The sequence below is a fragment of the Bacillus aerius genome (assembly GCF_029894105.1).
In the GTDB taxonomy this organism is placed as follows: Bacteria; Bacillota; Bacilli; order Bacillales; family Bacillaceae; genus Bacillus; species Bacillus altitudinis.
This window is the reverse complement of sequence record NZ_JARYHO010000001.1, coordinates 2667061-2693441: the sequence shown is the minus strand read 5'-3', so window position 1 is coordinate 2693441 and position 26381 is coordinate 2667061. Positions and strand designations below refer to the sequence as shown.

The following is a 26381-nucleotide window of genomic DNA, read 5'->3' as shown; positions in this document are numbered from 1 at the left end:
GTAATAAAGAATTTTTTCGTGACAATTCCGAAATCTTTGTTTATAATAAACCCTATTATAAGAGATCAAAAATAAAAAGCGAGAGCGGGCAGAGGAAAGGATGACAAAAATGAGCAACAATGAATTGGAACAATTGAGACAGCAAGCAGATGAACTAAATCTTCAAATCTTAAAACTGATCAATGAAAGAGGAAACATTGTAAAAGAAATTGGAAAGGCAAAAGAAGCGCAAGGTGTCAACCGTTATGACCCTGTCAGAGAGCGCACAATGCTTAATCAAATTCTTGAAGAAAATGATGGCCCATTTGAAAATTCAACGATTCAACATATTTTCAAAGAAATTTTCAAAGCAGGTTTAGAGCTTCAAGAAGATGACCACAGCAAAGCACTTCTTGTTTCTCGTAAGAAAAAACCTGAAAATACAATTGTAAATATCAATGGAGAAGCGATCGGTGACGGAAAACAACGTTTCATCGTTGGGCCATGTGCCGTTGAAAGCTACGAGCAAGTTGCAGAAGTAGCGGCAGCAGCGAAACAGCAGGGACTAAAACTTCTTCGTGGTGGCGCATTTAAGCCTCGCACAAGTCCATACGACTTCCAAGGACTTGGCGTAGACGGTCTAAAAATTCTAAAACGTGTAGCAGATGAATACGGTCTTGCAGTTATTAGTGAAATCGTGAATCCTGCTCATATTGAAGAAGCGATTGAGCATATCGATGTCATCCAAATTGGAGCACGTAACATGCAGAACTTCGAGCTTTTAAAAGAAGCTGGATCAGTGAACAAACCAGTTCTTTTAAAACGCGGTTTAGCAGCAACAATTTCAGAATTCATCAATGCAGCTGAATACATCATCGCACAAGGAAATGACCAAATCATCCTTTGCGAGCGAGGCATCCGCACATACGAAACAGCCACAAGAAATACACTAGATATCTCGGCTGTGCCAATCTTGAAACAAGAGACACATTTACCAGTCTTTGTTGACGTGACACACTCAACAGGACGCAGAGATCTACTTCTTCCAACAGCTAAAGCAGCTCTTGCGATTGGAGCAGACGGTGTGATGGCAGAAGTGCATCCAGATCCATCTGTTGCCCTATCTGATTCAGCGCAGCAAATGGACATTCCACAATTCGAAAAATGGTTAGATGCGTTAAGACCACTTGTCAACATTCACGCGTAACCATAAATAGAAAAGCCGCCGGATGACAGCCCGGCGGTTTTTTCATGAAAAAATACGATCAAGATTGGCAATGAAAGGAAAAGAGCACATTGCAAGCTAAAAATACGCTTGTTCACAATGTTTTCATTTTTAAAATTCGATAGAATCTGCTAAGATCATTGTCATAGCTGACGTTCGCAACGATTTTTGGTGAAATATGATTCAATTTACAGGTAACAAGCTCATTAAAGTTTGTTTAATTTAGTTATAAAAAGAAAGGGAACGTTTTCATATGAAGAAAAAACGTGTATAATTTCATAAAAGAATGTCATTTTGATGTAGATTGAAAAATTATGTGTCTCTTTTCATCGTTTTAATGACAAATAGGATATTATTTTCCTCGTATCTGACATGTCTCTATCCAATTGGTGAATGCTATAGATATGAAGTGTATTTGAAGGAGTGATTTATGTGAATAATGTTACAATATATGATGTAGCAAGAGAAGCAAACGTAAGTATGGCAACGGTATCACGCGTTGTTAATGGTAATCCAAACGTAAAACCAACAACAAGAAAAAAGGTGCTTGAAGCAATTGATCGTCTCGGCTACCGTCCAAACGCAGTCGCACGAGGCCTTGCAAGTAAAAAGACCACAACAGTTGGGGTCATCATCCCTGATATTTCAAGTATCTTCTATTCAGAGCTTGCACGAGGAATTGAAGATATTGCGACGATGTACAAGTACAACATTATTTTGAGCAACTCAGACCAAAATACTGATAAAGAACTGCATTTGTTAAACACAATGCTTGGCAAACAAGTAGATGGAATCGTTTTTATGGGCGGAAACATTACAGATGTGCATGTGGAAGAATTTAAGCGCTCTCCTGTACCCATTGTACTTGCTGCATCTGTTGAAGAGCAGGCACAAACACCATCAGTCAACATTAACTATGAACAAGCCATTTATGATTCAGTTCAGCTATTAGTTGAAAAAGGACATAAACGAATTGCGTTTGTATCTGGACCAATGTCAGAACCAATTAACTCTATGAGAAAGCTTGCTGGTTATAAGCGTGCGCTTGAAGAAGCTGGTATCGCGTTTGACGAAGCGCTTGTTGCTGAAGGAGACTACTCATATGACTCTGGTATTGAAGCGCTCGCTAATCTGCTTGATCAATCTGACAAGCCGACGGCTGTGATTGCAGCTACTGACGAAATGGCGCTAGGTGTCATTCATGGAGCTCAGGACAGAGGCGTATCAATTCCTGAAGATTTAGAAGTGATTGGTTTTGATAACACAAGACTATCCCTCATGGTTCGCCCTCAATTGACAACAGTTGTTCAGCCGACTTACGATATTGGCGCTGTTGCGATGAGACTTTTGACAAAGCTCATGAACAAAGAACAAGTAGAAGATCAAATTGTTGAATTGCCACATAGAATCGAAGAAAGACAATCGACGAAATAAAAAAGAAAGCAGGCTCACTTGATCAGTGGACGCCTGCTTTTTTTTATGCCTTTTTCTTTTCTCGTCGAACAGGCATGAGTGCTTTTTCTACCGTTTGTGCATTTTTTTCTGTAATTTCTGCTCTTCTTGGAATCGGTGGATATAAATCGTCAGGATCTAGCCATGTGGATGGAAGCGGAACAGGCGATTGTTTTTCCCATGCCCGAATCCATTCCTGAGGAAGTGCATCTGGTGGTGTAATGCCTTTCATCTCAAGCCAAATGCGGCTCCATGCTCTTGGGACGACACGCCAAATATCATAGCCGCCTCCGCCCACAGCGATCCATTTTCCATCACAATATTGATGCGCCAGCTCATGGGCAATTCTAGGAATTTCCTCATATATTTTCATGGTAGCAGATAAATGTGTCAAAGGGTCATAATAGTGGGCATCTGCTCCATTTTGCGTCAAAATGACATCTGGTTTAAAAAAAGCAGCAATCTCTGTCACTGCTGTTCGATAGGCTTCTAAAAATGATTCGTCTTCTGTAAATGCGTCAAGCGGGATATTATATGCATAGCCATAGCCTTTATCATGCCCCCTTTCCTGTACTTGTCCAGTTCCAGGGAACAAATAGCGCCCTGTTTCATGAATGGAAACAGTACATACCTCTGGATCATCATAGAAGCTAAACTGTACACCATCGCCATGATGAGCATCTGTATCAATATATAAAATTCTAGCGCCATATGTCTTTTGAATATACTGAATGGCTACAGAGCTGTCATTATAAATACAAAAGCCAGAAGCACGCCCTTTAAATCCATGGTGAAGCCCGCCGCCAAGATTGAGCGCATGCTGCGAATGCCCAAGCATCACTTGATCAACCGCTGTTAATGTCCCGCCAACTAGGAGAGAAGCTGCCTCATGCATCCCTGCAAACATCGGGGTATCCTCAGTGCCAAGACCATAACGTTCCCCCTCTGCGGTGGACAGTTTTCCTTCACTTGCCCGCTGTACTGCTTGAATGTAGTCTGCTGTATGGACAAGCTTTAATTCCTCCAGCGTCGCCATACGAGGTGCGACAATCTCATCATCCGTTAATGCCTTCATTTTTTGAAGAAGATCATAAGTTAAGTAGACGCGAAGCTGATTGAAGGGATGATCTTGGTGAAACTGGTACGTTTGAAAAGATGGTGAAAAAACAAAGGTCGCTTCCTTCATTTGATCGTCTGCTCCATAGGCCAGAGCACTTTATAGCCTTTTGCACGAATCAGCTTCATCACATGATCTACATGCATCGTTTGAAGGCGGAAGACGAGCACTTTAGAGGCTTCATTGGCATGTGGGTACACGAGTACACTCAGCATTTGAATATGCTGCTCTTTTAAAATGGACGTAATGTCTGCAAGACCCTCTGTCACTTGCGCTACTTCAACCTCTAAATGTGATCCAGGCTGATCTGCACCTGTTAGTCTTACAAACGTACGAAGTAAATCTGTTTTTGTGATGATCCCTACAAGCTTGCCACGTCTCACAACGGGAAGACAGCCAATTCCGTGTTCAAAAAAGACACTTGAAATCTCCTCAACGAAATCAAGCGGATGAGCGGTAATCGTCTCTAGCACCATGATGTCTTCAACCGGCCGCTGAATAAAAAGCTGCCTTTTCTCTGTTTCAAAAATACTTGGACTGGCATTTTTAATATCCCGATCTGTCACCATCCCAATGACAGATCCCTGCTCAGATACGATGGGAATATGCCGAATGTGATGTGCACTCATTTTTTGAATGGCCTCTTCAATCGTATCGGTTTTGCGCAGCGTGATCACATCACGCTCCATAATTTGTTCAATCATCATGTTTACCAATCCCCTTTGCCAAAAAACGAATTGAACGTTAATACATAAAGCGCTGATGGAAGCGAAGACGATCGAAACGCTCGATCGAATCAGGACTCACATGTTTTCCAATTCTGGCCATTAAACAATTGGCTGGATGTGAGCTAATCTCTGGCTCGTCTGTTGCAAACCAGACAAGACCGCCTGCGTTCATCATTTTCTCCATCATTTTGCGGTACTCCCACACGTTTTTCTTTGTCCCCTTTAAATCCCAATGCCAGTAATATTCAGTTGTAATGATAATGTAATTCTCCATTTGCTCATCCATCATGCTCACATCCAGTAAATGCTTGCCAAGTGAGCAGCCTCTGAATGGAGGAGCGACTTCAATGGCACCGAGCTCAATTAAATTGTCCATGTTGCCTTCTGACCAGCGTTCAAGCGGATCAGGGTACAAATACGTGACATAGCCTACGACAAGCTCATCCACCCTAGCAATGATAATACGTCCTTCAGGAAGATCTGCTATTTCAACAAGTGCTTGTTTCTGTTCCTCAGGCGTGCGAAATGCCGTTAGTCCTTCATGAAACATATAGTTCGCAAGCTCTGATGCAGGTACCGGTCCTTCAATCAGGATGGAACCTGTTTCTCGCTCAATGGTTTTTGAATAATAAGTTTTAGGATGCTCCACGTATCCACCGCCTCAAATTCTAGTGAGTCGTCTCTATTCTATCTTAAATCTTGCAATAATTAAAACGGTTTCATCAGAAGTTTTTTAAAAATTGAGAAAAAAAGTCATCTATACTATAATGGTCATTGTAAACGTATGCAAAGGGGGACTGTTTGATGAAAGTGGAAACGCTACCATCAGTAAAAGGGGACTATCATTTAAATGATTATGAGCAAGCATACAAAGAATTTTCATGGGAGGAAGCGAGAAAAAATTTCTCTTGGTATGAAACAGGAAAAGTAAATGCAGCTTATGAAGCGATTGACAGACATGCGGACTCGTTTCGTAAAAACAAGGTGGCGCTTCACTACAAAGATTCAGAGCGGGATGAAAAGTATACGTTCAGGGATATGAAAATCAAGACAAACAAAGCAGGAAATCTATTAAGAGAACAGGCACATGTGCAAAAAGGGGATCGCGTGTTTATCTTTATGCCAAGATCACCTGAGCTCTATTTTCTACTGCTTGGTGCTGTCAAAATTGGTGCGATCGTCGGTCCGTTATTTGAGGCATTTATGGAAGGTGCCGTCAAAGATCGTTTAGAAAATAGTGAGGCAAAAGTGATTGTGACAACGCCTGATCTGCTTGAGCGGATTCCGTTTGCAGAACTTCCAAAGCTTGAATCCGTCATCATTGTCGGCGGTGAAAAAGAGGATGCAGGTGATGTGCGGACGATTCACTTTGAAGAAGCATTTGAACAGGCAGCGAAGGAACTTGAAATCGAGTGGATGGATGAAAAAGATGGATACCTGCTTCATTACACGTCAGGGTCCACTGGTACGCCAAAAGGTGTGCTCCATGTTCATGGCGCAATGGTGCAGCAAGGCCAGACGGGTAAATGGGTACTTGATTTGAAAGAAGAAGATGTCTACTGGTGTACAGCTGATCCAGGCTGGGTAACAGGGACGGTGTACGGTATTTTTTCTCCGTGGCTGAATGGAGCGACGAATGTCATTTTAGGCGGCAGGTTCAATCCTGATACGTGGTACGAAACCATTGAATCGCTTGGTGTGACCGTTTGGTACAGTGCACCGACAGCCTTCAGAATGCTGATGGGAGCAGGAGACGATCTCATTCAAAAATATGATCTCAGCTCACTCCGTCATGTGTTAAGTGTAGGAGAGCCACTTAATCCAGAAGTGATTCGCTGGGGAGACGCTGTATTCGGTAAACGAATTCATGACACTTGGTGGATGACAGAAACAGGTGCACAGCTGATTTGTAACTATCCATGCATGGATATCAAACCAGGTTCGATGGGGAAACCAATTCCAGGCGTTGAAGCTGCGATTGTAGATAATGCCGGAAATGAACTTCCGCCATACCGGATGGGGAACCTTGCCATCAAAAAGGGCTGGCCGTCTATGATGCATACGATCTGGAACAATCCTGAAAAATATGAATCTTACTTTATGCCGGGAGATTGGTATGTTTCAGGAGATTCAGCTTATATGGATGAAGATGGATACTTCTGGTTCCAGGGACGTGTCGACGATGTCATTATGACGTCAGGAGAGCGGGTCGGTCCATTTGAGGTAGAAAGTAAATTGGTGGAACATCCGGCCATTGCAGAGGCTGGTGTCATCGGAAAACCAGATCCTGTGCGCGGTGAAATTATTAAAGCATTTATAGCGCTTAGAAGCGGATACGAACCGACAGATGAGCTGAAAGAAGAGATTCGTACGTTTGTGAAAAAAGGACTCGCTGCACATGCAGCACCGAGAGAAATTGAGTTTAAAGACAAACTGCCAAAAACACGAAGCGGTAAAATTATGAGACGTGTGCTAAAAGCGTGGGAACTGAATTTACCTGCTGGCGATCTCTCGACAATGGAAGATTAATCGCTTCCGTCAGTTGACTTGATATCAAAAGTATGTTAAAAATGACTTTAGTTGAATACGAAAAGGTTTTGACTGAGATTCAGTAGAATCATCTTTCCCTGTCCAAGAGAGCTGACGGCTGGTGCGAGTCAGTACAAAGAGATATTCGAATTACCCTCACGAACCGCTTTTACGAAAAGGAGCATGCATGTTGCCTGATTAGTGAAAGAACGGATCTGTCCGTTATCAGTGTAAGTGAAAAGACGTGTTGTTTTGTCTTTTAAGCAGGGTGGTACCGCGATATATATCGTCCCTTCGTTCATTCGAAGGGGCGTTTTTTATGTTGAATTGTAAAAAAAGGAGATTTGGATATGAGTCAATTGATGGAAGAATTATCGTTCAGAGGATTAATTCAGCAACAAACAGATGAAGAAGGTTTAACAAAATTATTAGCAGAAGAAAAAATCAAGCTATACTCCGGCTTTGATCCAACAGCTGACAGCTTGCACATTGGTCACTTACTGCCAATTTTAACATTGCGCAGATTCCAAGAAGCAGGCCATCATCCGATTGCACTTGTTGGCGGCGCAACTGGACTGATTGGTGACCCAAGTTTCAAAAAAGCAGAACGTTCATTAAACCCAGCAGAAATCGTCGAACAGTGGTCAGAGAAAATCAAAGGCCAGCTTTCTCAATTTCTTGATTTTGAAGCAGGCGAGAATCCAGCCGTTATCGTGAATAACTACGACTGGATCAGCCAAATGAATGTGATCACTTTTCTTCGTGATATTGGGAAGAACTTCGGTGTGAACTTCATGCTCGCAAAAGATATCGTCAGCTCCCGTATTGAAACAGGGATTTCGTACACAGAATTCAGCTACGTGATTCTGCAATCGTTAGACTTCTTGAACCTTTACAGAAATGAAAACTGTAAGCTGCAAATCGGCGGAAGTGACCAGTGGGGAAATATCACATCTGGACTTGAGTTGATCCGTAAGTCTGAAGCAGAAGGCGCAAAAGCATTCGGTCTCACAATGCCGCTTGTGACAAAAGCAGACGGCACGAAGTTTGGGAAAACAGAAGGCGGTGCCATCTGGTTAGATAAAGAAAAAACATCACCATATGAATTCTACCAATTCTGGATTAACACAGATGACCGTGATGTCGTGAAATACTTAAAATACTTTACGTTCCTATCAAAAGAAGAGATCGCATCGTACGAAGAAAAAGTGCAAACAGCCCCTGAAAAGCGTGAAGCACAGCGCCGTTTGGCAGAAGAAGTCACAACACTTGTGCATGGCCGTGAATCACTAGAACAGGCTGTCAACATCTCAAATGCGCTATTTAAAGGTGAGATTAAATCTCTTACAGCAGAAGAAGTGAAAGTAGGCTTTAAAGATGTGCCATCAATGGAGAAAGACAGTGCAGAAGAATTAACACTTGTTGATGTTCTTGTCGAATCAAAACTGTCTCCATCAAAACGCCAAGCACGTGAAGATATCACGAATGGCGCAGTTTCCATCAACGGAGAGAGACAAACCGACAAAGACTACGTCCTTTCAGCTGAAGATAGAATTGAAAACCAATTTACCGTCTTAAGAAGAGGGAAAAAGAAATATTTCCTTGTGACGTATAAATAAATCCTTATGAAACAGTAAGTATCATGAAAAGCACCTCAATTGTTCATATACATTGAGGTGCTTTTCTTTTTTATTCAGAAGTAGGAATTAAGCTTTTACAGAGCGGTTTTCTCTCATTTGTCTGTTTCTTATTCAAGAAGTGAATCTTCGTTTGTATAAGCATGTTCTACCTTACAAATTCGGGTTGTATAGGATTCATACCAATCTTTTTTTCCTTTTTTTTGAACACGCTGATGTGCTGTATGTGCTTTCCATTCTTTGATGGCTGCTAATGAATCCCAGTAAGAGACAGTGATTCCAACACCATGTTCATCTCGTACACTTTCTATTCCAAGAAACCCGTCTAGTTCTTTCGCTAATTCTTCCATTTTTTGAGCAGCCACGGCGTATTCTTTCTGCTCGACATTTGTTCGTTTTGATGTGAAAATCACGGCATAATAGGGTAGTGCAGGTGTTTGAGTAAACAGCATCTAGCAGAACCTCCTTTTGTCTATTCACATTATATATGAAAGATAGAGGGGCTCGTAGTCTTTTTGTTTTAATTTAAAAAAGTCCAAGGTGCTTTATGATTATTTATATTTCTGTAAAATCATCTTATAAACATTACCTTGTTCACTTTTCTGACATATTTTTCTTGTATAAAATAGAGTCGAATAAGATGAATAAGGGGGAATGAAAGTGATTCGATTTAAGAAAAAGAGTTTGCAAATTCTTGTTGCCCTTGCCTTAGTGCTAGGTTCAATAGCCTTCATCCAGCCGAAAGAAGCCAAAGCGGCTGAGCATAATCCGGTTGTAATGGTACACGGCATGGGTGGTGCGTCTTATAACTTTGCTTCGATCAAACGATACTTGGTATCACAGGGATGGGATCAAAACCAACTTTTTGCAATCGATTTCATAGACAAAACGGGCAATAACCTGAACAATGGCCCGAGGCTCTCTAGATTCGTCAAAGATGTACTAGCCAAAACGGGCGCCAAAAAAGTAGATATTGTGGCTCATAGTATGGGCGGTGCGAACACGTTATACTATATTAAAAACCTAGACGGCGGAGATAAAATTGAAAACGTCGTCACACTTGGTGGAGCGAACGGACTCGTTTCACTCAGAGCATTACCAGGCACCGATCCAAATCAAAAAATTCTTTACACATCCGTCTATAGCTCAGCCGATCTCATTGTCGTCAACAGCCTTTCGCGTTTAATTGGCGCAAGAAATGTCCTGATCCACGGCGTTGGACATATCGGTCTATTAACCTCAAGCCAAGTCAAAGGCTATGTGAAAGAAGGATTGAATGGCGGAGGACAGAATACGAATTAATATAAAAATGGCCAGCTTCCAATCATGGAAGTTGGTTTTCTTTATTTTCACCAGTAATTATTCTTAATGAAGAAACTGGAGTAACTATTGATTAGTCGATAAATTAAAAGTAATCTGTGTGAATACTCGAAATGATTGTCGATGAAATGAGACTATGGTACGATGAATATATATTAAAAAGTAATTCGTACGAATTACTAAATGAGGGCGGGATATGAAACTTGAACAAATCATAACGATCAAAATGGGGAAAAATCAATCAAGAAAAAACGAACATGATTATGCTGACTTATCTACATATTCTTATGAAGATTTAATGAAAGATTTAGATGGTGCTTATTTAGACTCCATTGTAAATGAAAAAGAAAGCACATTATTAACCGTTGATCCGTACTTAACAACCGTTTGTGATGTAGTCTTCAGCTTTGTTAGTTCTGTTGCGGGCATTGTCAGTATCGAGACTCAAGGTAAAGTCATGAACCAGAACTTTGCCAAACTCATAATTGATACCGATAAGTTAGATAAGCATTATTTATGTTATGTTTTAAATGAATCTCAATTTATGAAAAAACAAATGGCAGTTTCTATGCAAGGAAGTACGGTTCCAAAATTAACACCTGGCATTTTTCGTGGATTAGAAGTGCGGCTTCCTTCTATAGAAAAACAAAAAATGATAGGAAGAGCCTATTTTCATTTTAGAAAGCGTCAAGCGCTTATGAAGAAACAAGCAAAATTAGAAGAACAACTATTTTTAGAAGTATTAAAACAATATGATCAATAAAGAAAAGTGAGGAAATAACGATGGCTGACTTACATACAACATTATTTAGTGCCGCAGATGACCTTAGAAGCAAAATGGATGCTTCAGAGTATAAAAACTATTTATTAGGATTGATCTTCTATAAATATTTATCTGATCGATTATTAGAAAAAGTGGTCGAAGTTGCAGATGAACCACTGGAAAAATATGACACGAAGGATAAACAAGCGCAATTATACAAAGAGTTGTTATCAGATGAGGATATTCAAAAAGACTTAATTGAAACATTAGTCGATACGATAGGGTATGATATCGAACCAACGTATTTATTTAGTGAGTTAGCGAGTCAGGCAAAACAGAATATCTTTCAGTTGAATGATTTGAATAAAGCATTCATTGATTTATCGACGAAATATCTTCAATTTAGTGGCTTGTTTGATGATGTGGATTTGAAATCGAAAAAACTAGGGTCAGATGATCAACAGAGAAATATTACCATTACAGAGGTATTGAAAAAATTAAATGATGTCGATGTTATTGGTCATAATGGAGATGTCATTGGAGATGCTTATGAATATTTAATCAGTCAATTTGCCTCTGAAGCAGGGAAAAAAGCAGGCGAATTCTATACACCACATGAAGTGTCTATCATGATGGCACGTATTGTGGCAATGGGACAAGAGGAGAAAAAATTATTCAGCGTGTATGACCCTACAATGGGTTCGGGTTCTTTAATGTTAAATGTTCGTAATTACATTAAGTATCCAGAAAGTGTGAAATATCATGGGCAAGAACTGAATACGACAACTTTTAATTTAGCAAAAATGAACTTAATTCTGCACGGTGTTGATTACGAGGACATGCGCCTGCGTAACGGGGATACACTAAATAAAGACTGGCCAACCGATGAGCCATATACATTTGATTCAGTTCTAATGAATCCGCCATATTCAGCTAAATGGTCAGCAGACGATACATTTTTAGATGATTCACGCTTTAATCGCTATGGGAAACTAGCACCGAAATCCAAAGCGGACTTTGCTTTTCTTTTGCATGGCTTATATCATTTAAAAGATTCTGGAACTATGGCGATTGTCCTGCCACATGGAGTTCTTTTTAGAGGTGCAGCAGAAGGTGTCATCCGTAAAAAATTACTAGAAGATGGACATATTGATACGGTAATCGGTTTACCGGCAAACTTATTCTTTGGTACTAGTATTCCAACCACTGTCATCATTTTAAAGAAGAACCGTACAACGCGCGATGTACTATTTATTGATGCGAGTAAAGAATTTACCAAAGGAAAAAATCAAAACAAATTATCAACTGACCACATTGATAAAGTAGTAGAGACATATCAAAAACGAGAAGATGTAGAAAAGTATGCACATGTGGCAAGCTTTGAGGAAATCAAAGAAAATGACTTCAACTTAAACATTCCAAGATATGTCGATACATTTGAAGAAGAAGAGCCTGTCGATATGACCGCCATTGGAACAAAAATCCAAGAGATTCGAAAAGAAAAAGAAGAGCTAGAGTCTAATTTATATGACATGATTTCTTCCATGCAGTTTGATGAGAAAGACGCAGAATGGATGAAAGGTGCGTTAGAGGTGTTTAAACGTGGGAAGTAAGAGCGTGCCGGAAGTTAGGTTTAAAGGGTTTAGTGGGGAATGGGACGAATGTAAAATTGTTGACGTGTTGAATATAAACTCGGGCAAGGATTATAAACATTTAAAAAAAGGAAATATACCAGTTTATGGTACTGGTGGGTATATGCATAGTGTTAATGATAAGTTATCAGATGATGATGCTATTGGAATTGGAAGGAAAGGTACTATAAATAAACCGCAGTTGTTATTAGCACCTTTTTGGACGGTAGATACTTTGTTTTATATGACAGTTAAAGGGAAAAATGATTTGTATTTTCTGTACTCACTAGCTAATAGAATTGATTGGAAGAAGTACGATGAATCAACTGGGGTACCTAGCTTATCAAAAATTAGTATTTATAAAATTTCTATTAATGTGCCCCTATTAAGGGAACAAACACGAATCGGAAACTTCTTCAAACAACTAGACGAAATAATTGCTATTCAACAACAAGAACTAGACACCTTAAAACAAACGAAACAAGGATTCTTACAAAAAATGTTTCCGAAAGAAGGAGAATCTGAACCTGAAATTCGTTTTCCTGGGTTTAGTGGGGAGTGGGGAAAGAAAAGATTAAAAGATTTAGCTACTTTTGCTAAAGGAATTGGTTATTCTAAAAGTGATCTAGTAGAAGAAGGAGATCCTATAATTTTATATGGCCGTTTATATACTAAATATCAAACTGTAATAGAAGAAGTCGATACATTTACTAAAGTAAAAGAAAAATCTTTAATTAGTAAAGGTTATGAGGTAATTGTTCCTTCATCTGGTGAAACATCTGATGATATTGCTAGAGCATCTGTAGTAAGAAGACCCAATATTATTTTGGGTGGAGACTTGAATGTTATTTACCCCTGTGACGAAATTAATTCGATTTTTTTAGCACTCACTATCTCAAATGGTAAACAACAAAAAGAACTAAGTAAGAAAGCACAAGGTAAATCAGTTGTTCATCTACATAACTCTGATTTAAAAGAAGTGAATCTATATTATCCAAAAAGAGAAGAACAAACTCAAATAGCGAGCTTTTTCAAACAACTAGACAAAACAATCGCTCTACACGAACAAGAACTAGATATCTTAAAACAAACCAAAAAAGCCTTTTTACAAAAGATGTTTGTCTAAGCAAAAGGGGGAAATAGAATGGAGAAGAATGAACATAGAGATGAAACAGAAATAGAACGTCTTTTAATTGAGGTAATGGGCGAAGGACATAATCAATGGAACTATCGTCCGGATTTAAAATCAGAATCCGACTTATGGCAGAACTTACGAAAGATCATCACACAAAACAACTTATCAGAAATTGGGGAACATCCGATTTCTGATAAGGAATTTGATAAAATTAAAACGGAAATTTTAAATAAAACGCAAACACCTTTTGATGCAGCAAGGTGGCTAAAAGGTGAAAATGGGATTGCTCGCATTACGATTGAACGAGATGATGTGTCCCTAGGTTCGATGTCACTCGTTCTTTATTCAAATCATGATATCGGTGGGGGCATTTCTACATATGAAGTTGTTCATCAAATTGCGAAAAAAAGAGCGAACATTGACGAACGTGACAGGCGTTTTGATGTGACATTATTAATCAATGGGTTACCCATTGTGCAAATTGAATTGAAAAAAGTTACGGCAAAAGATGGTGTGTTTCAAGCATTCAATCAAGTGAAGAAGTATGCAGAGGAAGGGCTATTTCGTAATAATATTTTTTCCACTCTTCAGTTATTTGTCATTTCAAATGAACAAACGACTCGTTATTTTGCCAATGCTCTGCCAAAAGATATGCATAAGAAGTTTGTTTTTAGTTGGCGGACAAAAAATAACAGTAAAGTTAACAATCTCTATGAATTTGTGAAACAAGTATTGAACATTCCAGATGCCCATCGATTGATCGCTCAATATACCGTTGTGAGCGAAGAAAATGATCAAAAAGCGTTAATGGTTTTACATCCATATCAAATACATGCAATTGAAGCATTGTTTACCGCAGCCATGAAGCATGAATCTGGATATGTATGGCATGCAACAGGGTCAGGAAAGACATTAACGAGTTTCGTTGCTACCAAATTATTAGCAAGGAAACCAGGCGTTGACCGGACAATTATGCTCATTGACCGAAAAGATTTAGATAATCAAACCACCACAGAATTTACAAGGTTTGCGTCTGAATTTAATACAGGAATCTCTTCAGATAAGGTAAAGTCTAATAGTTTAATTATTGGAACAAAAAGCGCACGAAAACTTAGTGAAATACTATTAGCGGATGCCAATTCAAATACCATTATTATTACGACTCGTCAAAAACTAGAGAATGCCATCAAATATGCAAAAAAACAAGAAGAGCAGGATGGTAAGAACCGATTTCAAAAACTGATCGGTCAACATATTGTCTTTGTCGTTGATGAATGCCATCGAGCATTAAGTGCGGAGGGCATGGAGTCTGTGAAGAAAACGTTCCCTAATTCTACTTGGTTTGGTTTTACTGGAACACCTATTTTCGATGTTAATAAAAAACAACCAAAAGGACAGTTAGCACGAACGACTCGTGATCAATACGGTGAAGAGCTTCATACATATACGATTAAAAACGCCTTAGATGATGGTGCAGTTCTAGGATTCCAAGTAGAACATGAAGATACGATTGAACCAAACTCTCTTAGCAATCATATTTTTTCTCGGCTTCGTCAAAATGACAAATACGCTCATCTTAGTGATGATGAATTAAATACGTATATTGATCAAATGGATGGGATGGAGAAGGAATCCCATTTGCCATCCACTATCTATGAAAGTGATGAGCATATTCAAAAGGTCATCCATAAGATATTTCGACCGGATAATGCTTATACAAAGTTTGATTTCAAAAACGGACGACCGCAAAAGTCCGCTATTTTGACAACAAACTCTATTGCGATGGCCAAACGATATTATGATGCAATAAAAAGGATGACGAAAGATCCTGATTGGATGGCAAAAGAGTTTGAAGGTCATCCGATTCGTAAAGGGCGAACGATAGAGGATAAGGATTTTCCTAGAATCGCGATCACCTACTCATTAAATGATAATGAAGAAACTTCAAAACTAGATCAAGAAGATATGATAAACATCATCAAAGACTATAATCAATCTTATGATACCGCTTGGTCGATTCAAGATATTGAGCGGTATAATGGGGACATTAACAACAGATTAGCCCGAAAAAAAGCGGAGTTTAAACAATTTGGTAAGCATATAGATTTAGTGATTGTGGTTGATCGCCTTTTAACTGGCTTTGATGCGCCGACCATACAAACTCTTTTTGTGGATCGACTACTAGAGTATGCGGGTTTAATTCAAGCTTTCTCGCGAACAAATCGTACATATCCTGGTAAAACAAAAGGGCTCATCATGACGTTTAGAAAGCCGTGGACGATGGAGTGGAATGTAGAGGAAGCGACCAAGACATACTCTAACGAACAGGAAGAAACGAATCTTGTGTACCCAACTTATGAAGAATCATTGAAACGATTTAAAAAGGCACATAAAACCTTAAAGTCACTTGATATCAATCTTTCTGAATTGGACGAGCATTCGCCAGTAGAGGAACGTGTTGAATTTGTTAAAGCATTCCAAGAGCTGAGTAATGCTTATGAAGCTCTCGTGACGTATGACAATTACAACGATGATATGGAAGCATCAAAAGCCTTGCGAGAACAAGTGATGATGATCGAAGAAAATATCGGTATATACAATACAATCAAAGGCTCACTAGTAGAAGAAGGGACGAAAGAGAAAGAAGAGAAAACACCCAACTTCTCGGATATTGAATTTTATGGTGAGAATTCTGTTAAGCTATACGACATTGACTCTGCCTTTATTGATCAACTGTTAGGAAATTACTCTGCCAATAATCATGATATCCGTCAAGAAATCGAAAAGGCACTTCAAAAATTGAAAAAAGCTGAAGTTGTAAAAGAGGTGTATCGAGCGATCCTCAATGAAATGGACAATAAACAGGTGAATCCAGATGAAGATATATTAGTGGTCAAACGAACATTCTTTACAAAAAAGAAAAATTCCCATATTAAAGAATTTGCTGAAACGTGGTTCGTGGATGAGAACGAACTCCATTTATCATCTATTCAATATATGATAGGAACTGATCCTATTCCGAATATAGGGAACATCATTGATAGTAAACAGTTTGATCAATACAAAGCAATTCATCCGGATGCGAAACCATTAAAATACGGGCCTGAAATGAAACGTGCGTGGAGAAGATTGTTAGATGAAGTGATTGTTCCTCTGGATGATGAATTAAGATAATCTTGATAAGGAGTTTCAAATGACGCAAAAACTCAAACAATATTTCTTAGGCTACTTTCTCTATTTCCCATGTTCATTTCTGATCATCTATATGATCTGGATGGCAATCGTCAAATCAGTGCAATGGGCAGAAGTCATATCTAATTGTACATCCATCATTGGTATCTATTACTTAATAGCCAGTGTGTGGTTTGTCTTTTTACTGCAAAAACAGACAAAACATCGTACATAGCCAAATAAAAACATGTACAAATCAACCGCCATTCCTTACACTACATATAATGAACGAGAATCTTCGGAGGTGGGTATTTGTGCAACAACATCAAAAGGCTTTGATTATGGTCGATGTACAGAAAGCATTCGAGCACGAAAAATGGGGAGAACGGAATAACCTAGATGCAGAGAAGAATATCAGTCGTCTATTGACGTTTTGGAGAGAAAAAGGATGGACAGTCATTCATATTCAGCATACATCGGATCAGCCGCACTCCTTATTTTATCCAGCAAATGAAGGGCACTCCTTCAAAGAGATCGCCAAACCGCTAGATGAAGAAACGGTCATACAAAAGAAAGTCAACAGCAGCTTTATAGGCACAAACTTAGAGGAACAACTAAGATCAAACGAGATCGACACTGTTGTGATTGCTGGACTCACAACACCACACTGCGTATCTACCACAACAAGAATGAGTGGAAACCTAGGCTTTGAGACATACCTCATGTCAGATGCAACAGCCGCTTTTGGTTTAACAGATCAAACCGGTACATACTATGACCCAGAAACGATCCATCGCCTTTCACTTGCAACACTGCATGACGAATTTGCGACTGTCCTGACAACAGAGCAGCTGATCACAAATTGGGCAAGCAAAAGCTCCTAGAAATCATCTCTAGGAGCTTTTTGCTTGTTCATCCAGCGGCTGTTTTCGTTGTTCAATACTTGAGTAGATGAGATCAATTCCAATAAATAAGAAGCTGACAAAGAAAGATAAAATGAGTGTGCCGTGCTCCCAAATGGAGACATTGACTATGTTCATATTAAGTACAAACTTAATTGAGGTATGCACAACGATCCATGAGAGTAAAAATTCAAAGATAAACGTGAACCATTGAGGAAATCTTAGCAAAGAGGAGATTCCTTTACCAATGAATACTAAAAAGATCGACCAAAAAAGAACAATCCCACTGACGAATAGACAGAAGGTCAATAATGAAAGAAATGATGCATAGGTAATATATTCTCCAAAAAGAAAATTCACTCCTAATGAAACAACATAAAGTACAGAACTTGGAATGATGATGACAAAACTAATCGAAAAAAAGATGAGTAAAATGAGGAGAATTTCAGCGATAGCTCCAGGTGCTTCATCGACAACTTTTGTCTTTCTCAAAACCGCATAGATAACAATTGAAATGAGCATAAGTGCTAACATAAATGAAATGATCGACAAATTGTTTTCCTCCTTAACGTTCCTTACATTATTGTTTTAAGTTGTGAGTTATCCAGTAAATGTAATTGTAAGAGGAAAACGAAAAAGAGTAAAGAGTAATCGGTGTTCTAATTTTCTTGTGTGCAAATAAGTTATTTGTAGCTAGAGAGTATCGTACAAAAGACCAAACAAAAAACCCTAGAAATCCTTGAACAATCAAGGTCTCTAGGGTTTGTTTGATCACTCTCTGAGAGAGTCATGAAATTAACGAGAGTAGAACTCAACGATTAGTTGTTCGCTGATTTCAGGCGCTAATTCAGAACGCTCTGGAAGACGAGTGAAAGTTCCTTCAAGCTTTTCAGCATCGAAAGTAAGGTATTCAGGTACGAAGTTGTTCACTTCAACTGATTCTTTCACAACTGCAAGGTTTTGAGATTTCTCACGAAGAGCAATCGTTTGACCTGGTTTCACAGAGAAAGATGGGATGTCTACACGGCTTCCATCAACAAGGATGTGACCATGGTTTACTAGCTGACGAGCTTGGCGGCGCGTACGAGCAAGGCCAAGACGGTATACTAGGTTGTCAAGGCGAGTTTCAAGAAGGATCATGAAGTTTTCACCTTGTTTACCAGGAAGTTTAGCAGCTCTGTCAAATAGTGTACGGAATTGACGTTCGTTGACACCGTACATGTGACGAAGCTTTTGCTTCTCTTGTAATTGTAAACCGTATTCAGATAGTTTTTTGCGTTGTCCTGGACCATGTGGGCCTGGAGCGTAAGGGCGTTTTTCAAGTTCCTTACCTGTTCCGCTTAATGAAATGCCTAAACGGCGGGAAATCTTCCAACTTGGACCTGTATAGCGAGCCATAATGTGACTCCTCCTTATTGTTTTTATTTGTGAAAAATAAAAACCGTCTGTTCTTTGTCTTTTCCGTCATTATGTTTTCATGCATCCTCGCTCCAGCAGCAGGGAGTTACAAGATGCACCTCCATATAGAAGGAACAAAATGATACAAAAAAGCCGAACAAAAAGGCTGCCATATTTCACACAAACTCTATTATATGACGCCAGATAGGAGAAGTCAACCTATTTAAAGAGGAGAATATCAAACGTGGTCGGCATTCATCCGGGAAGAAAGTAAAACAAAAAAGCAGACACATTGTCTGCTTTTCAAGCATCATGACGCATCAGTAGAGGCTGATAACGCATTTTGGAGAACCTCTGTAAATTGAACTAAGTACGTTTCATCCACTTCATTGAATCGATCTTTCACTGGACTGTCAATATCGAGTACCCCAATGATTTGTCCATTTACTTTAAGTGGGATCACAATTTCAGATTGCGATGCTGCATCACATGCAATATGACCAGGGAATGCATGGACATCAGCGATACGCTGTACATCACCTGTCGCAAATGCTGTACCGCAAACCCCTTTTCCAGAAGGAATGCGTACACATGCGGGCAGTCCGTTGAATGGACCAAGCACAAGCTCTCCGTCTTTTGCTAAATAAAATCCTGCCCAATTGACTTCAGGAAGCGAGTGATAAAGCAGCGCCGCAGCATTGGCTAGGTTGGCAATGAGATCAGGTTCACCATCCGTAATCGCTTCTACTTGCTTGATGAGTAATTGATAGTCCTTCGATGGATCACCAGACTGTTTTTCGACATGAAACATGAAAATCTCCTACTTTCTATCTCAAAAATACATAACTTGCGCTTCGCATGTGGGATTTGTCGAGCAATGATTAAAGGAACTTCCGCCTTCACCTTGAAGTATGTACACATGAAGAGGGGTGAGCGGATGAAAACATCAACAACCGTGCAAACAAAAGACCGTATTATTGAAGCTGCCATCAGACTTTTTAACCAAAAGGGATTTTCTGGAACCTCTGTCCGTGAGATTGCGAAGGAAGCAAACGTCAACGTTGCCCATATATCTTATTACTTTCAAGGAAAAGGAGGGCTGCTCGAGCAGCTCGTATCCGATTTTTATGAAGGCTATATTCAGATGATTGAATCGCACATCCAGCACATGGAAACCCGTCATGCAAAAGAATGTTTACTTCATGTGGTTTTTGATATTTTATCTTATCAGCATGAAAATCGTCAATTAACCCGTTTCGTTTATCGAGAGGTGACCATTGATTCAACGCTGATCAGGGAAATCATGTCCACCTATTTAACAAAGGAAAAATACTTGTTTCAGCTCATCATTGAAAAAGGAAAAAGCACCCATGTGATTTGTAAGCAGCTGTCACTCTCATCATTTATGATCCAGCTAAAATCACTTCTGATGATGCCATATTTACAGCCGCAATATTTAACAGAAGTGCTTTATATCAACCCAAACGAGCCTTACTTTTATCAAACGTACTATAAGGAACTGAGCCGATCGCTTCATCATCTGTTAGAACCAAACGAACCCGCACTTGATCCTCACCTGAAACTCATGATGTCTTCAAATTGATCATACGCATACCCGAGATCTTCCGCTTGATGGGCATCAGACCCGAATATGAGCGGAATTTTTTTCTGTTTTGCAAGATCAATCATCCATTGATCTAAATAGATACTTCTGGCATATGTTTTACGAAGACCTGATGTATTAAAATCTAAGGACATGCCTTTTTTTGCCGTTTCTTCAAGACAAAGGGTGACCCTTTGACATAGTTCTGGCGACATTTCGTATGGGAAAAGTTGTTTGAATTTCTGGACAAGGGTGATATGACCGATTCTCTTTGGCTTATATGGACCTAAAGATGATAGAATAGAAGAATGAATTTGGTCATAGTAGCTTTGATAGACGTGTTCGGTGCTGCCATAGATGCTGATCAGCTGCTTGAAGGCGTGCTCATCAAAATCAAGACAAATATAATCATTGCCAGCAGGAAGAAAGTGAACAGATAAAATGCTATCGTCTAGTTCAGGGCCGTAGCAGTCTAAAAAGGCACTTGTTTCCTCTTCATACTCTTTGATATAGTCGACCTCAAGCCCAGTTTTTACTATTAACTGTCCTTTGTATTCCTGTTTCAGCTGATCCAGCTTCGTCAAATAGGCTTCAAGGTCTCGAAGCTTCATGGCGCTATCCTGTTCAGGCGTTGGATCTCGAAACGAAGGAGGCAGCGGGGCATGCTCGGTAAAGGTGATGGAATCAAATCCCTTTTTCATTGCTTTTTCAATATAAGAATGAAAAGGATCAAGCGTACCGTGCGGGCAAAATGGCGTATGTAAATGTGCATCTTGTTTCAACATGTCGTCACCTCTTGTCGATATTTTGAAAAACGTCATGTTTATCAGCGAAAATAATGAAAAATCATGACCAAAAATGCTGGTTACATGGTATCATAATAACAATGAAAACGACAGCTTCCGCATACATAAAAACAGGTCACATCAATACATGTGATCAAATGATAGAAAGCCTGAATGACTTTCTTGAAAAAACATACATAAAACCGTGAATGGATCGTATTGGGAAAAATACAATCCTGCTTATAAAAAACAAATGCAAAGCGGACACGAAAGGGTTCTCAGGTCTACTCGGGACACTACCCTGACATCACTTAGATCACAACAAGGGGGCTCATTATGGAGTTTATCATCGGTTTAATTGTCATTTTGCTTGCTTTGTTTTCAGTCGGTTATTTCCTCAGAAAAAATATATATAAAGAGATTGACCGATTGGAAGCATGGAAAATTGAAATTTTAAACAGATCAATTGTAGAAGAAATTTCAAAAATCAAACATTTAAAAATGACCGGAGAAACAGAGCAGTTTTTTGAAAGATGGCGTGCAGAGTGGGACGATATCGTCACAGCCCATCTTCCAAAGGTAGAGGAGCTATTATATGATGCAGAGGAGTATTCTGATAAATATCGATTCTCCAAAGCGAAGCAAGTTCTTGCACATATAGGAGATCTGCTCACCGCTGCTGATTCAAACATCGAAGACATTTTAAAAGAGATTGCAGACCTTGTCACAAGTGAAGAGCAAAATCGAAAAGACATCGAGAAGGTCAAAGAGCAATATCAAACGGTACGAAAAAATCTACTTGCTTACAGCCATTTATACGGCACCCTTTATGACAAAATGGAGCAGGACTTAGATGAGGCCTGGGAAGGGATTAAGCAGTATGAGGAAGAGACAGAAAACGGAAACTACATGACAGCAAGGAAAATTTTGCTTGAGCAAGACCGCAGACTCGATCAGCTACAATTATATATCAATGATGTACCGAAGCTCATCGCAGACTGCAAACAAACTGTGCCAGGTCAGCTAACGAAGCTGAAAGACGGTTATAAAGAAATGACAGACAAAGGCTACAAGCTAGAGCACATCCAGATCACAAAAGAGCTGGAGAACTTGAATAAACAGCTGACCCGGGCGGAGAAACTGCTGATTGATGAACTCAATTTAGATGAAGCATCAAGCATTCTGCAAATGATTGATGATGCGATTCAGACGCTGTATGATCAGCTAGAAGCAGAAGTAGAAGCAGGTCAGGAAATCAAGAGCAAAATGCCTGAGCTGATCGAGGCATTTGAAAAACTTGAACAAGACCACACGCAGACAAAGGCAGAAACGGCTCTTGTGAAAGAAAGCTATAAGCTGACAGCCGGAGAGCTGGATCAGCAGAAAGCCTTCGAAAAACGATTAGAAGAAATTGAAAAGCTCATGAAGCAAATACGAGAGAAGCTTGATCGTGACCATGTCGCATACACATTATTAATGGATGAAATCAATCAGCTTGAGACCTTTATTGAGGATGCCAAAACGCTTCATGAAGCGTTTAAAGATCACCTTCAATCGTTACGAAAAGAAGAATTACAGGCAAGAGAAACATTGGCTGAACTTAAAACCATGCTGACAGATACAGTGCGCCAGCTGCACAAAAGCAACATTCCAGGTGTACCTGCTGACATCAAAGACCGTGCTGAAAAAGCGCAGGAGATGATTCAGCAAGTGCAGGAGCAGCTAGAGAATTTGCCGCTGAATATGCCAGCAGTGAACCAGCAATTAAAAGAAGCCTCTGAAACAGTCAGACATGTGGTTGATGAAACACATGACATGCTTCGTAAAGTGGATCAAATTGAACGGATTATACAATACGGCAACCGGTTTAGAAGTCAAAACCACATTCTTTCAGAGCAATTAAAAGAGGCAGAACGAAGATTTTATGCCTATGATTATAACGATTCATTTGATGTGGCGGCAGCAGCTGTCGAAAAAGCATCACCTGGAGCCGTTCAGAAGCTTTTAACTCAGCAAGAAAAAGAATATCAGCATCAATAAAAAAGCTGAAGTCCATTTTAGGACTTCAGCTTTTTCCATGTTATGAAGCTTGCTTTTGGCGTTCTTCTGAAGCAGAAGAAGTGAAAAGAGAGATGACAAATCCAATCACGACTCCGAGTATGGCAGGTACAATCCAGCCAATGCCAAGGTCATAGAGCGGCAAGATCGTTTGAAAGAGATCCTTCACAGGACCAATCGGCAGTTTCGCCGCTGCTAACCCGTCAAACAGACTAACGCAGCCAGTTAAAATCAAAGTAAGGACATACACAGGTCTTCTATGACCAACCCATTTGTCAGCAAGTGATAAAACGATAATCACAATCGCTAACGGATAAATCGCAGTTAACACAGGTACTGAAAAAGCGATAATATGAGCAAGTCCAAAATTTGAAATGATAAAACTGAATAATGTGACGAGTGTAACGACCATTTTATAAGAAAGTTTAGGTAATAAATTTGAGAAATACTCTCCGCACGATGTCACGAGACCGATACTTGTGGTTAAACAGGCAACCGTAATCGCCGCGCCTAACACAATATTACCTAAACTACCAAAAAGAAATTGAGAAGACTGAGCCAAGATCTTACTGCCATCTCCAACAAAACCAATGGCGTGTGTACTTGAAGCGCCTAAATAAGCAAGTGATAGATAAACAAATGTTAATCCGCAAGCTGCAATTAGGCCTGCTTTGATACAAGCAGATGTCAGGGCCTTTTTACTTGTCACGCCGCGTCCTTTAATGGCGTTGATGACAACAACCCCAAACACAATAGATGCAAGAGCGTCCATGGTTTTATAGCCTTCTAAAAACCCTTTGAAAAATGATCCATTGCTATAGGACACATCAGGTGTGCCAATGACGCCCATTGGTGTCAAAATGGCTTTAACAATAATAATAAAAATAATCGTAAATTTAATCGGTGTTAACACTTTCCCTACACGATCCACAATTTTCGTTGGATTTAGTGCAAGATAATACGTAATACCAAAAAAGGCCAGTGTAAATAAAAGAAGTGATAGCCAAGCTGGTACACCAGCTAAAAAGGGTAGTGCACCAATTTCATATGAAACCGTTCCTGTACGAGGAATAGCGAAAAGTGGCCCGATAGATAAATATAAAATGACGGTAAACGCTGTTCCAAAAGCTGGGTGAGCTTTATCAGCTAATCCTTTCGCATCTCGACCTGTCAAAGCGATTGCAATAATCCCTAGAAGAGGTAACCCGACACCTGTTAATAAAAATCCGCCCATTGCTTTCCACACATTTTGCCCAGCATATTGCCCAAGCTCTGGTGGATAAATCATATTACCGGCGCCGAAGAATAGAGCAAACAGCATAAAACCTATGATAACCGTATCTTTCGTCGACAAAGTTGCCTTCATTGCATTTAAAGCCTCCATTATTATGTTGAAATATTCTGTTAATTAGTTGCTAGGTAACCGTTCATCATTAACAATCACTAATTATAAAGGATGTACGCCTGATGTCAACATGTGTTTTCGTACAAAAGTCATGAATTTTTCTATTTTAGTATATGAAGAACAATAAAAAAACATCCCCTTCTTCTTTGGAAGGGGATGTTATGGCTTGTGATGTTATGAGGCAAGTTGCTTTGGTGGGCTGGTAAACATGGAAATAAGTACACCAATCAAAGCACCGATAATAGCGGGTATGATCCAGCCAATGCCTAAATCGTAAAACGGAACAATTGATTTCAAGATGCCAGGCAATCCGCCAAGATTCACTTCGGCAGCTAATAATCCATCAATGATGGCAAAGAAACCAGTAAAGATGAGAGAAGTGATATAAATGATTCTTCTGCCGTTAATCCAGCGGTCAAGGAACGATAATAAAATAATGACAATGGCCAGTGGATAGATGGTCACAAGAACTGGAACAGATAGTGAGATGATCTGTGCGAGTCCAAGGTTTGCAACCAGTGTACTAAATAAAGAGACGATCAGAACGACTGTGCGATAAGACAGGCTAGGGAAGAGCTTTGAAAAGTATTCTCCACAAGATGAAATAAGTCCAACACTAGTCGTTAAACAAGCGAATAAAATGGCTGCGCCAAGAACAATGTTACCAGCAGAACCGAATAAAAAGTTGGCAGAAAGTGAAAGCAGTTTGCCGCCATCATTTGCTCCAACCATTCCTGTGGCATCGGGGCTTGAAGCACCCACATAAGCAAGTGAAATGTACACGAGTGCCAGTCCAACAGCTGCTACGAGTCCTGCCTTAATACAAGCTGCTGCAAGAGATTTTCGCTCCGTGATGCCTCTGTCCTTAACAGCTGTCACCACGACGATTCCAAATACGATAGAAGCAAGTGCATCCATTGTTTTATAGCCTTCTAAAAATCCAGTGAAAAGCGGATTTGCCTCATATGTTTTATCTGGAGCACCGATCATTCCCATTGGCGTAGCAATGGCTTTAATGACAATAATAGCAATAACAGTTAATAAGATCGGTGTCAAAATTTTACCAATTCGATCAACCAGCTTTGAAGGATTTAACGCAAGCAAGTATGAAATAGTGAAAAACACTACGGTAAAGATGAATAGTGGTACCCATGAAGTGGATTGGGCACCTGAGAGAAATGGAGCTAATCCTATCTCATACGAAACCGTACCAGTCCGCGGAATGGCGAAAAATGGTCCAATGGATAAATACAGAATAACGGTGAAGATAGTCCCGAATTTAGGGTGTGCTTTATCGGCAAGACCTTTGGCTCCGGTACCTGTAAGGGCGACAGCAATAACCCCTAATAGTGGAAGACCTACGCCTGTAAGTAGGAATCCACCGATGGCAAGCCATACGTTTTCACCAGCATATTGTCCAAGAACAGGCGGGAAAATCATATTTCCTGCGCCAAAGAATAATGCAAAAAGCATTAGTCCAATAGCCAATGTTTCTTTTATACTTAAACTATTTTTCAAAATAGTCCCTCCTCAATCAGTGTAT

General features: G+C 39.7%; 23 protein-coding genes and 1 other annotated feature. Of the genes, 13 read left to right on the top strand and 10 right to left on the bottom strand.

The window, feature by feature from the left end:
- Positions 1–109: 109 nt before the first annotated feature.
- On the top strand, positions 110–1186 hold the full coding sequence (locus M2353_RS13855) for a bifunctional 3-deoxy-7-phosphoheptulonate synthase/chorismate mutase (RefSeq protein WP_017358315.1): 1077 nt from the start codon (positions 110–112) through the stop codon (positions 1184–1186).
- A 450-nt stretch (positions 1187–1636) separates the two neighbouring features.
- Positions 1637–2638 carry a catabolite control protein A gene (gene ccpA, locus M2353_RS13850; protein WP_039168428.1) on the top strand — a complete coding sequence of 334 codons (1002 nt, stop codon included), beginning with the start codon at positions 1637–1639 and terminating at the stop codon, positions 2636–2638.
- A 43-nt stretch (positions 2639–2681) separates the two neighbouring features.
- On the opposite strand, the gene M2353_RS13845 is transcribed toward ccpA, so the two are convergent.
- The 3 genes from M2353_RS13845 to M2353_RS13835 are packed head-to-tail and all read right to left on the bottom strand — an operon-like array spanning position 2682 to position 5150.
- Positions 2682–3842 carry an acetoin utilization protein AcuC gene (locus M2353_RS13845; protein WP_024718705.1) on the bottom strand — a complete coding sequence of 387 codons (1161 nt, stop codon included), beginning with the start codon at positions 3840–3842 and terminating at the stop codon, positions 2682–2684.
- Positions 3839–4480: a CBS and ACT domain-containing protein gene (locus M2353_RS13840; RefSeq protein WP_268417968.1), complete on the bottom strand. Its 642-nt coding sequence runs from the start codon at positions 4478–4480 to the stop codon at positions 3839–3841. Before M2353_RS13840 ends, M2353_RS13845 begins: the two co-directional genes overlap by 4 nt.
- A 37-nt stretch (positions 4481–4517) precedes the next feature.
- A complete protein-coding gene (locus tag M2353_RS13835; RefSeq protein WP_047945276.1) occupies positions 4518–5150 on the bottom strand; it encodes a GNAT family N-acetyltransferase in 633 nt (210 codons plus the stop codon).
- A 155-nt stretch (positions 5151–5305) separates the two neighbouring features.
- On the opposite strand from M2353_RS13835, the gene acsA reads away from it, so the two are divergent.
- Together acsA and tyrS are read left to right on the top strand one after the other, a co-directional pair.
- On the top strand, positions 5306–7030 hold the full coding sequence (acsA, locus tag M2353_RS13830; RefSeq protein ID WP_024718703.1) for an acetate--CoA ligase: 1725 nt from the start codon (positions 5306–5308) through the stop codon (positions 7028–7030).
- A 59-nt stretch (positions 7031–7089) separates the two neighbouring features.
- Positions 7090–7327 (top strand) — a binding site (T-box leader).
- A gap of 53 nt (positions 7328–7380) precedes the next feature.
- Positions 7381–8649 (top strand): tyrosine--tRNA ligase, encoded by a 1269-nt coding sequence (tyrS, locus tag M2353_RS13825; protein ID WP_072368447.1) that lies wholly within the window; start codon positions 7381–7383, stop codon positions 8647–8649.
- A 128-nt stretch (positions 8650–8777) separates the two neighbouring features.
- Here the strand turns inward: tyrS and M2353_RS13820 are convergent, their stop codons facing one another.
- Positions 8778–9119 (bottom strand): antibiotic biosynthesis monooxygenase family protein, encoded by a 342-nt coding sequence (locus tag M2353_RS13820; protein WP_039170277.1) that lies wholly within the window; start codon positions 9117–9119, stop codon positions 8778–8780.
- 202 nt (positions 9120–9321) lie between these two features.
- Between M2353_RS13820 and M2353_RS13815 the strand changes: the two genes are divergently transcribed.
- From M2353_RS13815 to M2353_RS13785, 7 genes are all read left to right on the top strand, one after another.
- A complete protein-coding gene (locus M2353_RS13815; RefSeq protein WP_041092577.1) occupies positions 9322–9969 on the top strand; it encodes an esterase/lipase family protein in 648 nt (215 codons plus the stop codon).
- A gap of 214 nt (positions 9970–10183) precedes the next feature.
- Positions 10184–10750 (top strand): restriction endonuclease subunit S, encoded by a 567-nt coding sequence (locus tag M2353_RS13810; RefSeq protein ID WP_284725593.1) that lies wholly within the window; start codon positions 10184–10186, stop codon positions 10748–10750.
- A gap of 20 nt (positions 10751–10770) precedes the next feature.
- The gene (locus M2353_RS13805; protein ID WP_284725592.1) at positions 10771–12363 is read left to right on the top strand and encodes a type I restriction-modification system subunit M; all 1593 of its coding nucleotides are present in this window, start codon (positions 10771–10773) and stop codon (positions 12361–12363) included.
- Positions 12353–13507, top strand: a complete 1155-nt coding sequence (locus tag M2353_RS13800; RefSeq protein ID WP_284725591.1) for a restriction endonuclease subunit S — start codon at positions 12353–12355, stop codon at positions 13505–13507. The genes M2353_RS13805 and M2353_RS13800 overlap by 11 nt, the downstream gene beginning before the upstream one ends.
- An 18-nt stretch (positions 13508–13525) precedes the next feature.
- Positions 13526–16690: a type I restriction endonuclease subunit R gene (locus M2353_RS13795; protein ID WP_284725590.1), complete on the top strand. Its 3165-nt coding sequence runs from the start codon at positions 13526–13528 to the stop codon at positions 16688–16690.
- 19 nt (positions 16691–16709) lie between these two features.
- The gene (locus tag M2353_RS13790; protein WP_035702043.1) at positions 16710–16922 is read left to right on the top strand and encodes a hypothetical protein; all 213 of its coding nucleotides are present in this window, start codon (positions 16710–16712) and stop codon (positions 16920–16922) included.
- A gap of 49 nt (positions 16923–16971) precedes the next feature.
- A complete protein-coding gene (locus M2353_RS13785) occupies positions 16972–17571 on the top strand; it encodes a cysteine hydrolase family protein (protein WP_284725589.1) in 600 nt (199 codons plus the stop codon).
- A 9-nt stretch (positions 17572–17580) separates the two neighbouring features.
- Here the strand turns inward: M2353_RS13785 and M2353_RS13780 are convergent, their stop codons facing one another.
- The 3 genes from M2353_RS13780 to M2353_RS13770 form a co-directional block, all read right to left on the bottom strand.
- Entirely contained in the window at positions 17581–18141 is a 561-nt protein-coding gene (locus M2353_RS13780) for a hypothetical protein (RefSeq protein ID WP_284725588.1), read from the bottom strand.
- 243 nt (positions 18142–18384) lie between these two features.
- Positions 18385–18987 carry a 30S ribosomal protein S4 gene (rpsD, locus tag M2353_RS13775; protein ID WP_007501777.1) on the bottom strand — a complete coding sequence of 201 codons (603 nt, stop codon included), beginning with the start codon at positions 18985–18987 and terminating at the stop codon, positions 18385–18387.
- Positions 18988–19297: 310 nt separating this feature from the next.
- Positions 19298–19798: a GAF domain-containing protein gene (locus M2353_RS13770; RefSeq protein WP_039170268.1), complete on the bottom strand. Its 501-nt coding sequence runs from the start codon at positions 19796–19798 to the stop codon at positions 19298–19300.
- 126 nt (positions 19799–19924) lie between these two features.
- On the opposite strand from M2353_RS13770, the gene refZ reads away from it, so the two are divergent.
- The gene (gene refZ, locus M2353_RS13765) at positions 19925–20590 is read left to right on the top strand and encodes a forespore capture DNA-binding protein RefZ (RefSeq protein WP_008343081.1); all 666 of its coding nucleotides are present in this window, start codon (positions 19925–19927) and stop codon (positions 20588–20590) included.
- On the opposite strand, the gene hisJ is transcribed toward refZ, so the two are convergent.
- A complete protein-coding gene (gene hisJ / locus M2353_RS13760) occupies positions 20560–21375 on the bottom strand; it encodes a histidinol-phosphatase HisJ (RefSeq protein WP_047945281.1) in 816 nt (271 codons plus the stop codon). The two genes, refZ and hisJ, sit on opposite strands and share 31 nt — an antisense overlap.
- A gap of 336 nt (positions 21376–21711) precedes the next feature.
- Between hisJ and ezrA the strand changes: the two genes are divergently transcribed.
- Positions 21712–23415, top strand: coding sequence for a septation ring formation regulator EzrA (ezrA, locus tag M2353_RS13755; protein ID WP_284725587.1), 1704 nt, complete (start codon positions 21712–21714; stop codon positions 23413–23415).
- A 40-nt stretch (positions 23416–23455) separates the two neighbouring features.
- Here ezrA and brnQ (M2353_RS13750) read toward each other — a convergent pair whose 3' ends face one another.
- Both brnQ (M2353_RS13750) and brnQ (M2353_RS13745) read right to left on the bottom strand, forming a co-directional pair.
- Complete coding sequence (gene brnQ / locus M2353_RS13750) at positions 23456–24799, bottom strand: branched-chain amino acid transport system II carrier protein (RefSeq protein WP_249855652.1); 1344 nt, start codon at positions 24797–24799, stop codon at positions 23456–23458.
- Positions 24800–25012: 213 nt separating this feature from the next.
- The gene (gene brnQ, locus M2353_RS13745; protein WP_284725586.1) at positions 25013–26356 is read right to left on the bottom strand and encodes a branched-chain amino acid transport system II carrier protein; all 1344 of its coding nucleotides are present in this window, start codon (positions 26354–26356) and stop codon (positions 25013–25015) included.
- Positions 26357–26381: the final 25 nt, after the last annotated feature.